Source organism: Vibrio sp. YIC-376, from assembly GCF_052353105.1.
Lineage (GTDB): Bacteria > Pseudomonadota > Gammaproteobacteria > Enterobacterales > Vibrionaceae > Vibrio.
On record NZ_JBBWFK010000012.1, the window covers coordinates 88,602 to 102,484 of the forward strand.

The 13,883-nt window shown below is 45.3% G+C and carries 7 protein-coding genes, 1 tRNA gene and 1 riboswitch; of the genes, 5 read left to right on the forward strand and 3 right to left on the reverse strand.

Annotation, left to right across the window (positions count from 1 at the left end; translation table 11 throughout):
- Positions 1 to 37 precede the first annotated feature (37 nt).
- Positions 38 to 2,860: an excinuclease ABC subunit UvrA gene (gene uvrA, locus WJM94_RS19605; RefSeq protein WP_444495877.1), complete on the forward strand. Its 2,823-nt coding sequence runs from the start codon at positions 38 to 40 to the stop codon at positions 2,858 to 2,860.
- A gap of 67 nt (positions 2,861 to 2,927) precedes the next feature.
- A complete protein-coding gene (locus WJM94_RS19610) occupies positions 2,928 to 4,706 on the forward strand; it encodes a PglL family O-oligosaccharyltransferase (RefSeq protein ID WP_444495878.1) in 1,779 nt (592 codons plus the stop codon).
- 56 nt (positions 4,707 to 4,762) lie between these two features.
- Here the strand turns inward: WJM94_RS19610 and WJM94_RS19615 are convergent, their stop codons facing one another.
- A complete protein-coding gene (locus WJM94_RS19615) occupies positions 4,763 to 5,884 on the reverse strand; it encodes a pyridoxal-phosphate-dependent aminotransferase family protein (RefSeq protein ID WP_444495879.1) in 1,122 nt (373 codons plus the stop codon).
- Positions 5,885 to 6,111: 227 nt separating this feature from the next.
- Positions 6,112 to 6,290, forward strand: a riboswitch (Lysine riboswitch).
- 101 nt (positions 6,291 to 6,391) lie between these two features.
- On the opposite strand from WJM94_RS19615, the gene lysC reads away from it, so the two are divergent.
- Entirely contained in the window at positions 6,392 to 7,744 is a 1,353-nt protein-coding gene (gene lysC, locus WJM94_RS19620) for a lysine-sensitive aspartokinase 3 (RefSeq protein WP_444495880.1), read from the forward strand.
- A gap of 69 nt (positions 7,745 to 7,813) precedes the next feature.
- Here the strand turns inward: lysC and metH are convergent, their stop codons facing one another.
- Entirely contained in the window at positions 7,814 to 11,494 is a 3,681-nt protein-coding gene (gene metH, locus WJM94_RS19625) for a methionine synthase (RefSeq protein WP_444495881.1), read from the reverse strand.
- Positions 11,495 to 11,686: 192 nt separating this feature from the next.
- Between metH and WJM94_RS19630 the strand changes: the two genes are divergently transcribed.
- Together WJM94_RS19630 and WJM94_RS19635 are read left to right on the forward strand one after the other, a co-directional pair.
- On the forward strand, positions 11,687 to 13,045 hold the full coding sequence (locus WJM94_RS19630; RefSeq protein WP_444495882.1) for a cation:proton antiporter: 1,359 nt from the start codon (positions 11,687 to 11,689) through the stop codon (positions 13,043 to 13,045).
- 311 nt (positions 13,046 to 13,356) lie between these two features.
- Entirely contained in the window at positions 13,357 to 13,620 is a 264-nt protein-coding gene (locus WJM94_RS19635; protein ID WP_444495883.1) for a transposase, read from the forward strand.
- 136 nt (positions 13,621 to 13,756) lie between these two features.
- On the opposite strand, the gene WJM94_RS19640 is transcribed toward WJM94_RS19635, so the two are convergent.
- Positions 13,757 to 13,833 (reverse strand) — tRNA-Asp (locus WJM94_RS19640).
- Positions 13,834 to 13,883 lie beyond the last annotated feature (50 nt).

Here is a 13,883-nt window from a genome sequence, read left to right on the forward strand (position 1 = left end):
ATACTTGCCGAACTTGGTTATACATAGAGCAAAAACGATGGATAAAATAGAAGTTCGCGGTGCCCGAACCCATAACCTTAAAAACATTAACCTAACCATCCCTCGCGATAAACTGACGGTCATTACTGGATTAAGTGGGTCTGGTAAGTCTTCTCTCGCTTTCGACACCTTGTATGCAGAAGGCCAACGACGCTATGTTGAGTCTCTTTCCGCTTACGCGCGTCAGTTTTTGTCTCTTATGGAAAAGCCCGATGTCGATCATATTGAGGGTTTATCCCCAGCGATATCTATCGAACAGAAATCGACGTCTCATAACCCTCGCTCAACGGTAGGGACGATTACTGAAGTCTACGACTACCTGCGTCTGCTTTACGCCCGCGTCGGCGAACCTCGCTGCCCAACTCACCACGCTCCTCTTGCCGCTCAGACGATAAGCCAGATGGTGGACAAAGTTCTGGAATTGCCAGAAGGCAGTAAGATGATGCTGCTGGCACCCATCGTTAAGGAGCGTAAAGGCGAACACGTAAAGACCTTAGAAAATCTTGCTGCTCAAGGCTTTATCCGTGCTCGTATTGACGGTGAAACCTGCGATCTTTCTGATCCACCAACACTAGAATTACACAAAAAACATACGATCGAAGTTGTTGTCGATCGTTTTAAAGTTCGTCCGGATCTGCAGCAGCGATTAGCGGAATCGTTCGAGACAACACTGGAGCTTTCTGGTGGTATTGCTGTTGTGGCTCCGATGAACGGTGACGGCGAAGAAATTATCTTCTCGGCGAACTTTGCTTGTCCTCAATGTGGCTACAGTATGCAAGAGCTGGAGCCTAGGCTGTTCTCATTCAATAACCCGGCCGGTGCATGTGGTACTTGTGACGGACTCGGCGTACAGCAATATTTTGATCCAAGCCGAGTCATTCAGGATGATTCACTGAGTCTGGCACAAGGTGCGATTCGTGGTTGGGATCAAAAAAATTATTACTATTTCCAAATGCTCACCTCATTGGCTGATCACTACGATTTTGATCTTCATGCTCCGTTTAATTCTCTGCCAAAGAAGATGCAAGAGGTCATATTAAAAGGATCTGGCCGTACGGAAGTTGAATTTAAGTACATCAATGATCGTGGTGATATCCGGGTTAAACGCCACCCATTTGAAGGCATACTGAACACGCTTGAGCGTCGCTATCGTGATACTGAATCAAACTCTGTTCGTGAAGAGCTCGCTAAATATATTTCAACCAAGTCCTGCTCAAGTTGCGGAGGTACGCGTCTGCGTCTCGAAGCACGTAATGTGTTTATCGCTGACACCACCTTACCTGAAATTGTAGAGCTGAGCATTGCCGATGCCCTAGCTTTCTTTGAAACACTAAAACTGGAAGGTCAGCGTGCACAAATTGCAGAAAAGGTGATGAAAGAAATCAATGACCGACTGCAGTTCTTAGTCAATGTCGGCCTGAATTACCTTAACTTATCCCGCAGTGCTGAAACACTGTCTGGTGGTGAGGCACAGCGTATTCGTCTAGCAAGTCAAATTGGTGCAGGCCTGGTTGGGGTGATGTATGTGCTTGATGAACCGTCTATTGGACTCCACCAGCGTGATAATGAACGCCTGCTGAAAACGCTGACTCACCTGCGTGATTTGGGTAATACCGTGTTGGTCGTCGAACATGATGAAGATGCCATCCGTTGTGCAGACCATGTGATTGATATTGGTCCAGGCGCTGGTGTACACGGTGGTAACGTTGTAGCAGAAGGTACAATGGCAGAGATCATTGCTAACCCTAATTCTCTGACGGGTCAGTACTTAAGTGGTGTCAAAGAGATAGCAGTGCCAGAAGAACGTACACCTCGCGATCCAAAGAAAACCGTCGAGCTTATCGGTGCAACGGGTAACAACCTTAAAAACGTTAACTTGTCAGTGCCGGTTGGCCTGTTTAGTTGCATTACCGGTGTTTCTGGCTCGGGTAAGTCGACCCTTATAAACGATACCTTCTTTAAGATCGCTCATACCCAACTGAATGGTGCCACAACCGCGAACCCATCGCCTTACAAGTCGATCAAAGGCTTAGAGCACTTTGATAAAGTCATCGACATCGATCAAAGTCCAATCGGCAGAACACCTCGTTCTAATCCTGCAACCTACACAGGTATCTTTACGCCGATCCGTGAATTGTTTTCTGGCACACAGGAATCGCGTTCACGCGGTTACAAACCGGGACGTTTCAGTTTCAACGTGCGTGGCGGTCGCTGTGAAGCGTGTCAGGGCGATGGTGTAATTAAAGTTGAAATGCATTTCTTACCCGATGTTTATGTTCCATGTGATGTGTGTAAAGGAAAGCGTTATAACCGTGAGACATTAGAAGTACGTTACAAAGGCAAAACCATTGATGAAGTACTGGAAATGACGGTGGAAGACGCACGCGAGTTCTTTGAACCTGTACCTGCCATTGCTCGTAAATTACAAACATTAATGGATGTGGGTTTGTCTTACATTCGTCTTGGACAGGCCGCGACAACCCTGTCCGGGGGTGAAGCGCAGCGTGTGAAATTAGCAAGAGAGCTGTCAAAGCGCGATACGGGTAAAACGCTCTACATTCTGGATGAGCCAACCACTGGTCTGCACTTCCATGATATTCAACAACTACTGACGGTCTTACATCGTCTACGAGATCACGGTAATACGGTTGTCGTCATCGAACACAACCTGGATGTCATAAAAACAGCAGACTGGGTTATCGACTTGGGTCCGGAAGGCGGACAAGGCGGAGGTGAAATAATCGCGCAAGGCACACCTGAAGATGTGTCCCAGATCGAAGGATCGCACACAGCACGCTTCCTTAGTCCTATGTTGAAGTAAAAAAAACAGGTAAAGTACCAAGACCAGCCATTGCTGGTCTTTTTTCATTCAAAACAAAGCAATGTCTATGGCTACTATACATGTAAGTGGAACTAAACTTTCACCGGAAAAAGTTCAGGTACCTCTCAATCGCAAGTTTCTTATCGCGTTGGCTGTACTGTTTGTTCTGGCAATGCACTTTTTTATGCCTAACCCAGGCGGGTCAGGGTTAGCCCTGTCATTCAATGCGACAACGTGGATTGCTTTCAGCTTTGCGCTCGGTATTGGTTGCTATCAGATCGCGCGTAATCAAGCGTTAAGGTACTCCAAATTAACCATCGGGCTGTTTATCAGCGTCGTCATCATGACTGTACCGGTATTTTATCCAAATGCGAATGGTAGCTTGGCCGCTAACAAACTCATTGGGCTTTGGAGTGGCTTGCTGTTTTTCGTTGTCCTGCAGCAATTCCATTTTAGTAATAAGCACCGTCAACGGATCCTGTGGTTTATTGTGTTAGCGGTGGTGATCGAAGCTATTTTCGGCCTAATTCAATACCTGTACCTGAAGCCAGGCAACCCTTTCGGTTACAACACAATTGCCAATCGACCTTATGGCATATTCCAGCAACCCAATGTTATGGCAAGTTTCCTCGCGACAGGGCTTGTGATTGCCAGTTATTTATTGGCACGTCAGCCATATAAATACCATCGAAAACTCAGTGACATTTACTTGCTCTATGCCGTACCTGTATTAACTTTGCCTTTAATCGTAGCTCTTGCTTCACGCACAGGCTGGCTGGCTTCTCTGTTTGCAGTACTGTTGGTGATCCCATACATGTACCGCTACAACACCAGAAGACGCTTTACTCACTGGGTTATTTCTCTGGCGACAGGCTTGCTGCTCTCTGTCGTGGTCATGTTCATTGCTTTTCCTGATGGTAATGGCTTAGCGGCCGAGAAAGTGAATATGGCGTCGCCTCGCGCTTACACTTTCCCTCAGACCTTAGATATGGTGATTGAAAAGCCATTCACGGGATATGGATATGGAAAGTTTGAGTCCGAATACATGCTCTATACGGCTCGTCAACATGCGTTAAATGAAAAATATCCTGCTGGATTACCCGCAATGGATCACCCTCACAATGAGCTGCTGTATTGGGGCGTCGAAGGTGGGCTCTTACCTGTTTTGGGTATCTTTTTAGCCATGACATTAGTGCTGCGCAGAATCTATCAGTCGAAGCGAGGAACGCGTTTAGCGTTACTGGCTTTGTTTATCCCTATAGTTTTGCATTCTCAGCTTGAGTATCCTTTTTATCACTCTTTAGTTCACTGGGTGATCTTTATCATTCTGCTTTATTGGATAGATCAGCGAGTAGCGCGTTATCGCCAAGTAGGTTTTACGAAAATTACGAAAAGCTTGCTGCGTATATTTAGTTTAGTTCTGCCTGCTGTGTTTACGTTCTACATGGTGAGTGCTTTACATACCAACTACATACTGACGAAATTTGAAACAACGCGCCCAAGCGACCCGGACATTCTTAATCAAGTTAGTAACCCTGTGATGTGGAAAGACAGATTTGACTGGGATGTATATAGCACTTTCCTGAATATAGGCTTACACAAACAGGATCCGAGCTTAATTCAGCCTTATATCGACTGGTCGCTGAAAATTATTAAAGACAAGCCGCGTCCTGCTTTCTATAACAATTTGATCCTTGCGTATCAGGGATTAGATGACAGCAGTAAAGCTGAGCAAATCCGTGCTGAAGCGCAGTTCTTATTCCCTCGGGTAGATTTTACTCAAGTGAATTATCAGCCGCCATCAAGAGCACAATCCGCTTCACCTACGCTGTCAGCTGCAGAATAACTAAACAAAAATAGCGAAGGATATCCTTCGCTATTTTACTTTATTTTCAGACGGCACTACTCGGTCAGTGATTCTTCCAGCGCTTTCAAACAGAGTGCGACATTTTCAGGACGAGCACCGTACCCCATTAAACCGATACGCCACGCCTTTCCAGCCAATGCGCCAAGTCCAGCTCCAATTTCCAGGTTATACGTTTCTAAAAGATGCGCGCGAACTTTCGCTTCATCAATACCTTTTGGTACATAAATCGCGTTCAATTGAGGCAGGCGGTAGGCTTCTTCAACGACAAACTCAAAACCAAGTTTTTGTAGGCCTTCTTTTAGTTTTTCATGCATGAGTTGGTGACGAGCCCAGGCATTTTCCAGACCTTCACTTTTCAGAACCAATAATGCTTCATGCAAAGCATACAGGCTATTAACCGGCGCGGTATGGTGATAACTGCGCTTCCCTTCTCCACTCCAGTAACCTAACACTAAGCTCTGGTCGAGGAACCAGCTTTGCACAGGCGTCGTTCTTGATTGAATTCTATCAATCGCAGCCTGTGAAAACGTTACTGGTGACAAGCCAGGTACACAAGACAAACATTTTTGACTGCCTGAGTACACAGCATCCAATTGCCACTCATCGACTTTTAGAGGCACACCGCCTAATGACGTAACCGCATCAACAATGGATAACGCGTTGTACTGTTTAGCCAATTTACCCAGAGCTTGAGCGTCACTGACGGCACCAGTTGAGGTTTCTGCGTGAACGAAAGCTAAAATTTTGGTGTCTGGGTGTTGTTGCAGTGCTTGCTCAACTTTATCGACAGAAACTGGCGTTCCCCACTCATCGTCGACTACCACAACTTCACCACCAGCACGAACTACGTTTTCACGCATACGTTCACCAAAAACACCATTTCGGCATACGATAACTTTGTCACCTTTTTCAATCAGGTTGACGAAGCACGCTTCCATCCCCGCACTACCTGGTGCAGAAACCGCGATAGTAAAGTCATTTTCTGTCTGAAATGCGTATTTCAGCAGCTGTTTCAGCTCATCCATCATGGCGATAAATAGTGGGTCCAGGTGACCAACCGTTGGGCGGCTCAAGGCTTGTAGTACTTGAGGATAAATATCTGATGGACCAGGTCCCATTAGGATACGATGAGGAGGAATAAAACTTTGGATCGGCATGACAGCTCCTTGTTTGACGTTATTTCACCCGAGCAAGGTCGATTATTTTTAGAATTTGGATTAAGTCTCGGGAATCAGAGAACTCACACTAATGGATTTTGTACTACTCGGCAATTAGCCGTAAGTATTGAGTTCAAACCACTATCACAAATTCGTTAATAAAAAATATAAGATTAGCTGAAATATTGATTGACATTAGGGCCTCAAAACCGTTCAATGTTTGAGCTTTATGTGGAAGAGGAGCACTACCCAGGTAGATGATTTGTGGAACCGCAATTCCAAAACAAATTATTGAGGGGGAGTAGTGCCGAGGTAAGTCAAAATTGCAGGTTTTGGCTTGTCGGTTGACTTGGGTTGAGTCCCATCAACTGTCATCAGCACTGTCTGATGAAGAGCTTCTGAGGGTACATATTTCAAGTACATATCAAATACCTCTCTTTTTGCTCTTTTCCTTTCCTCACTAAATATCAGATATATATTTTTTTTAGGAAGTCGTGGGAGAACGCAGTGAGCGCACTTAACGTAGCAAAATTCGGTGGAACCAGTGTTGCCAATTTCGAGGCAATGAGCCGTTGTGCCGCCATTATAGAAAACAATCCAAATACTCGTCTTGTCGTTAGCAGCGCTTGCTCTGGTGTAACCAATCTACTGGTAGAACTTGCCAATGGTGTTCAGGATCAGGAGCAGCGTGCCGAGTTGCTACAAAAGTTAGCAGAAATTCATGATGCCATCCTAAATCAGTTAAGAGATGCAGCTGAAGCAACTGCAGAGGTATACGCTATTCTGGATACCGTAACCAGCCTTGCCGAAGCTGCGTCAATTCAAGCAAGTACTAAGCTGACTGACCATTTGGTAGCATGTGGTGAACTGATGTCTACCCATATTCTGGCTCAGCTTATGAGAGAACGAGGCATTAATGCGGTGCGTTTCGACATCCGTGAAGTGCTGAGAACCGATAATAACTTCGGTCGAGCAGAACCTGATGTCGAGGCTATCTACCAGCTCGCTCAAGAGAAACTCGTTCCGGTATGTCAACAGTCGGTCGTTGTAACTCAGGGCTTTATCGGCTCTGATGAGGAAGGCAATACAACCACATTAGGTCGTGGTGGTAGTGACTACAGTGCGGCACTTATCGCTGAAGGTGTTAAGGCTTCTGGCCTAGAGATTTGGACAGATGTCCCTGGTATCTATACTACCGATCCGCGTATTGCGCCGAAAGCGTCTCCAATTCCTGAAATCAGCTTTAGTGAAGCGTCAGAAATGGCGAACTTTGGTGCGAAGATCCTCCACCCTTCTACACTGGTTCCAGCCCTGCGTCATGATATCCCTGTCTTTGTGGGATCTTCAAAAGATCCAGAAGCGGGTGGCACATGGATACGCCATAAAGTAGAAAGCTCGCCGCTTTACCGTGCTCTAGCGTTGCGTTGCAACCAAACTATGGTAACTCTGCGCAGTGCAAACATGTTCCACGCATACGGCTTTCTGGCAAAAGTGTTCGAAATTCTGGCTAAACACAAAATTTCGGTTGACCTGATTACCACGTCAGAGATCAGTGTGTCATTAACCCTGGACCAAACTGATACTTCAGGTGGCGCGCCGAAATTGCCTCAAGCAGTTAGAGAAGAACTGGAAGAGCTGTGTAAAGTAGAAGTTGAACACGACCTATGTTTAGTTGCACTCATCGGTAACAACATGAGTGGCAGTAAAGGCTATGCGAAGCAAGTCTTCGGCACGCTGGAAGATTTTAACCTACGTATGATTTGCTACGGTGCTAGCCCACATAACTTGTGTTTCCTTCTGCACAAATCAGAATCTCAACAAGCGATTCAAAAGCTGCACGCAGAGTTGTTTGAACGATAATTACGATTTTATCGACATACAGAAAAACAAAGGGCTGCCCAGTAGGCAGCCCTTTCTCTTTTCGATGGATTAGCCGTTAATGTTCGGACCTAACCATTTTTCTGCTTCTAGCCTATCCCAGCCTTTACGCTGAGCATAGCTTTCGAGCTGATCTTCCTGAATCTGTGCGATCGCAAAGTAACGAGAGTCTGGGTGAGAAAAATACCAACCAGAAACGGAAGCGCCTGGATACATCGCATAACTAGAAGTGAGCGACATACCAATATTCTCTTCTACGTTTAGAAGCTCCCATAGTGGCCCTTTTTCAGTATGCTCTGGACATGCCGGGTAGCCTGGTGCAGGTCGAATACCTTGGTATTTTTCACGAATGAGGTCGTCGTTGGATAAATTCTCATCCTCAGCATAACCCCAGATTTCTTTACGTACACGTTGATGCAGATATTCCGCAAACGCTTCAGCCAAACGATCCGCTACAGCCTGGATCATAATCGCGTTGTAATCATCACCCTTAGCCTTATACTCGTCAGCCAGTTCACGCTCACCAATACCACCAGTTACCGCAAACGCGCCAACCCAGTCATGCTTACCTGACTCTTTTGGTGCGACGTAATCTGATAGGCAGTAGTTAAAGCCTTTTGGTTTCTCCGTCTGCTGACGCAGGTTACGCAGAACTTTCGCGACTTCGGTACGCGATTCATCAGTGTACACTTCAATGTCATCACCCACACTCGCGGCAGGGAACAGACCACACATGCCACGCGCTTGCATCAAACCTTCACGCTCGACACGGTCAAGTAGCTCATTCGCATCATGGAACAAACGTTGCGCCTCTTCACCAACTTCTTCATGCTGGAAAATCGTTGGATATTTACCAACCAGTGACCAGGTCATAAAGAATGGCGTCCAGTCGATGTACTTACGTAAAGTCGCGACATCAAAATCATCAAAGATATGAATCCCCGGCTGCTTTGGAACAGGAGGAGTATACGTATCCCAATCGATGGCTACTTTATTGGCACGAGCTTCCTCAAGAGTGACTGGCTTGGTTCTGGGCTTCTTACGATTGTGCTGATCACGTACGCGCTCATAATCTTCATTCAACTTTTCTACAAAAGCAGGACGACGTTCATCAGACAACAGGGAAGTACAAACACCTACCGCTCGTGATGCGTTGTTAACGTAAACCACCGGGTGTTTATAATTCTGTTCGATTTTAACTGCGGTATGCGCTTTCGAAGTTGTAGCGCCACCGATCAGAAGCGGAAGATTAAAATCAAGGCGCTCCATCTCTTTAGCCACATGAACCATTTCATCTAATGATGGGGTAATCAGACCCGACAAACCGATAATGTCGACGTTCTCTTCTTTGGCTACTTTTAGGATCTTTTCACACGGCACCATAACACCAAGATCGATGATCTCGTAGTTGTTACATTGCAAAACGACACCCACAATATTTTTTCCGATATCGTGCACATCGCCTTTCACTGTAGCGAGTAAGATCTTACCGTTAGTTTGACCGACCTGCTTCTCTGCATCGATAAATGGTTCTAAATGAGCTACCGCTTGTTTCATAACACGCGCTGACTTAACCACTTGAGGAAGGAACATCTTACCTTCACCAAACAAGTCGCCGACCACGTTCATTCCGTCCATTAACGGACCTTCAATCACTTCTAGTGGCTTAGAGGCGTTAACACGAGCTTCTTCTGTGTCTTCAACGATAAACTCGGTAATCCCTTTAACTAAAGCATGCTCTAAACGCTTTTCGACTGACCAAGTTCGCCACTCAAGTGCTGCGGCATCTTCTTCTTTACCGACGCCTTTATCTGCATATTCCGCAGCGATATCCAGTAGTCTTTCGGTAGCATCGTTACGACGGTTAAGAACGACATCTTCTACCGCTTCGCGCAGTTTTTCAGGTACGTTATCGTAGATCTCCAGCTGACCAGCATTAACGATGCCCATATCCATACCATTTTTAAAACAGTGGTAGAGGAATACTGCATGAATCGCTTCACGAACATAGTTATTGCCACGGAACGAGAAAGAAACATTAGACACACCGCCTGATATCATCGCATGCGGCAAGTCACGTTTGATGTCGCCCACCGCTTCAATAAAGTCAACGGCATAGTTGTTGTGTTCATCGATACCAGTGGCCACAGCAAAAATATTCGGGTCAAAAATAATGTCTTCTGGTGGGAAACCGACTTCATCAACCAAAATACGGTAAGCATTGGTACAAATTTCAATTTTGCGCTCGCGTGTATCAGCCTGACCAACTTCGTCAAATGCCATGACGATAACCGCAGCACCATAACGGCGAATCAGTTTAGCCTGCTCAACAAACTTCTCTTTACCTTCTTTTAGAGAAATAGAGTTCACAATGCCTTTACCCTGAATGCACTTCAGGCCAGCTTCGATGACTTCCCACTTGGAAGAGTCAACCATGATAGGCACTTTTGAAATTTCAGGCTCAGAAGCACACAGGTTCAAGAAGCGAACCATACAAGCCTGTGCATCCAACATGCCTTCATCCATGTTGATATCGATGATTTGCGCGCCATTCTCGACTTGCTGACGTGCAACATCGAGTGCTTCATCGTATAGCTCTTCTTTGATTAAGCGTTTAAATCGAGCAGAGCCAGTAACGTTAGTACGTTCACCAACGTTAATAAATAACGAGTCTTTTTCGATAGTCAAAGGCTCTAAACCAGACAGACGACAAGCCACTGGCAGTTCAGGCAATTCACGAGGCTTCACCTCTGCAACTACCTTTGCCATGTGACGAATGTGATCAGGTGTAGTGCCACAACAGCCACCAATCAGGTTCAAGAAACCACTTTCAGCCCACTCTTTTACATGCTTGGCCATATCCTCAGGGGATAAATCATATTCACCAAATGCATTCGGTAATCCTGCATTAGGGTGAGCAGACACAAAAGATTCTGATATGCGGGACAACTCCTCAACATATGGACGTAGTTCGTCTGGACCGAGCGCACAGTTCAGGCCAAAAGAAATTGGCTTCACATGACGCAATGAGTTGTAGAACGCTTCAGTTGTTTGTCCTGACAAAGTACGGCCAGAAGCATCGGTGATGGTGCCAGAGATCATCACAGGTAAAGCGATACCCAGTTCTTCAAAGACCGAATCAACCGCGAAAGCACACGCTTTAGCATTTAAGGTATCAAAAATGGTTTCGATGAGGATCAGATCTGAACCACCTTTAATCAGAGCACGAGTAGACTCTGAGTAGGCTTCAACCAACTGATCAAAACTGACGTTGCGGTACCCTGGGTCATTTACATCTGGAGAGATAGAACAGGTACGGTTTGTAGGACCAAGCACACCAGCTACAAATCGTGGCTTATCTGGCGTTTTTGCAGTCCATGCATCGGCAACTTCACGCGCTAACTTGGCAGCTGCAAAGTTTATCTCTTCGCTAAGGCTTTCCATCTCGTAGTCAGCCATCGCAATAGTCGTAGCATTAAAGGTGTTGGTTTCTAGAATATCCGCACCAGCTTCAAGATAAGCGCCATGTATTTCCTTGATCAACTGAGGCTGACTCAGTACCAACAAGTCGTTGTTACCCTTTAGATCGCATTGCCAATCTGCAAAGCGTTCTCCTCGATAATCTTGCTCTTCAAGTTTGTACCCCTGAATCATGGTTCCCATACCACCATCGATCAGAAGAATACGTTGCTTCAAATGAGCTTCAATCTGTTGTCTTACATTACTTCCCACAGTACAGCCTCGTTCCTTTATTTATGATTCCATCCTATCACACAAACTTCAGGAGTCTAGACGTCTAAATATGGAAATCATGATTATTTTATCGACTTCTTAACTTATCAAATAATCACGAAAAAATGTTTGCTATTTAAGCAGCATCAGCCGAGAATTCCATTCATAAAATGTTACAAACAGAGTGTTCTAATGTCGGTCTACCATACTTTATGTTTTCTCTCCGCTGCTGCGATGCTAATAGCCTTTGTAAACAGTAAGATCGGAAAGATGCAAACCACCATCGCCATTACCGCTGGCTCGATGGTACTTTCACTCCTTATCCTGATTGCAGGTCAAAACAACTGGTTCCATCTTACAGAAATAGCCACAGAGACAGTAACCAGCATCAACTTCGAAAATTTCTTGCTCAAAGGTATCCTAGGATTTCTGCTTTTTGCCGGTGGTCTGGGGATTAAACTACCTAACCTCAAAGATCAAAAGTGGGAAATTACGGTATTAGCGCTTGGAGCCACTCTGTTTTCGACTTTCTTTATCGGCTTTGTCCTCTACGGAATCTGCTTGTTGATTGGCATTCATTTTGACCTAGTTTACTGCTTGCTGTTTGGTGCATTGATTTCGCCTACTGACCCGATAGCGGTACTTGCTATTGTTAAAAAGTTAAACGCCCCAAAACGTATCTCGACACAAATCGAAGGTGAATCATTATTCAATGATGGCTTCGGTCTGGTTATTTTTGTCACCTTATTCACAATCGCATTTGGTACTGAAGCTCCTACGGTAGGGAGTGTAACCATGCTATTTATTCAAGAAGCGATTGGGGGTATTTTCTATGGCTTCTTGCTTGGTCTTCTCTTCCACTACTTAATCAGTGCAACAGATGATCACTCAATGGAGCTACTACTTACAATTGGCGTGCCTACCGCTGGTTACGCATTCGCAGAGTACATTCACGTATCAGGCCCATTAGCGATGGTTGTCTCAGGGATCATGATTGGTAACTGGACACGTTTCATCGGCTTTTCTAAAGAAAGTGAGGATCACCTAGACCACTTTTGGGAGTTGGTTGATGAGTTCCTGAATGGCGTACTATTCCTGTTAATCGGTATGTCGATGCTGTTATTTAAATTCCACCAAGAAGACTGGATGATGATGGCAATTGCGGTACCGCTGGTACTAGCATCTCGCTACCTAAGTGTATTCCTCTCCTACATTGGCTTTAAGCGTTACAGAAAATATAACCGTTGGTCAGTAAAAATTCTGACTTGGGGAGGCCTTCGTGGAGGGCTAGCTCTGGCAATGGCACTTTCTATTCCGTCTGGAATTTGGGTTGTTCAAGAAAAGCTCATTGATGTAAAAGAGATCATCCTAGTGATGACTTACGCGGTCGTTGTATTCTCTATTTTGATTCAGGGTTCCACAATTACTCCAATGATTGAAAAAGCCAAAGCAGAAGAGAAGAAGATGGAAGAAGAGCGTAACGCTTTATCCTCCTCCGAAATAAAAGAGCAGGAAGTGCCACAAGAGCAGAAAGAACAGCTTGAGTCTTGATATTTAGTTCTTTAGAAAGCAGCCAGATGGCTGCTTTTTTTATACGTAAATTTCCCTGACCTGCTAGATGAAATGACACCTCAGGAAACATATGATCTAATTAAGGCTATTCCATAACAGAACTTATTTGCTATGGATAGCCTGAACAATATCATCTTGAGAGCCACCCAAAACCGAGAACCGAACGGCCAGGATTCTTAACTTCTGAGCAAAGCGAACACAATTAAGCAAATACATAGAAGATGGGGCTCATGATACACAAGGCGGGTGGCCTATTGGTGCCCAGATCCACGCTTATATCGAAATAGAATGTGGCAACCACTATCACTCTTACCCCATCAATTATCGCTCACGAATATGGGCTTTCCGTGGAGAAACTCCCACCCTATTCTCCAGAGCTAAACCCCATAGAACAAGTATGGAGTTGGTTAAGACAACACTATCTCGCCAATCAGTCTTTTTCGGATTACGAAGACATTGTCTCCAAAGTGTGTAGGGCTTGGAATAGTTTTTTGGAATGTTCCATCAAAGTCACCAAGATGTGTTCGAGAAGATGGATAGACCTGACCAGTTAATTTTCCAGATTGGTATAAATGGGCCGGGCTTGCGTTCAATTGAACTCGCACAGGAGCGGGACTCGATTTCCCTGAAAGGGAAACTATACGTCATAAACGACAAAAGCCTAGTCTTTCGACTAGGCTTTCTAATAAATGGCGGAGTGGACGGGACTCGAACCCGCGACCCCCGGCGTGACAGGCCGGTATTCTAACCAACTGAACTACCACTCCGCAGTGGTATCACTCGCTTTAGCAAGTGTCCAAAATTTAAAGCCTGGCGA

Excerpts from the sequence above, each read along its gene's own strand:
- WJM94_RS19610 (WP_444495878.1), top strand. The coding sequence starts at position 2,928 with ATGGCTACTATACATGTAAGTGGAACTAAACTTTCACCGGAAAAAGTT.
- WJM94_RS19615 (WP_444495879.1), bottom strand. The coding sequence starts at position 5,884 with ATGCCGATCCAAAGTTTTATTCCTCCTCATCGTATCCTAATGGGACCT.
- uvrA (WP_444495877.1), top strand. The coding sequence starts at position 38 with ATGGATAAAATAGAAGTTCGCGGTGCCCGAACCCATAACCTTAAAAAC.
- WJM94_RS19630 (WP_444495882.1), top strand. The coding sequence starts at position 11,687 with ATGTCGGTCTACCATACTTTATGTTTTCTCTCCGCTGCTGCGATGCTA.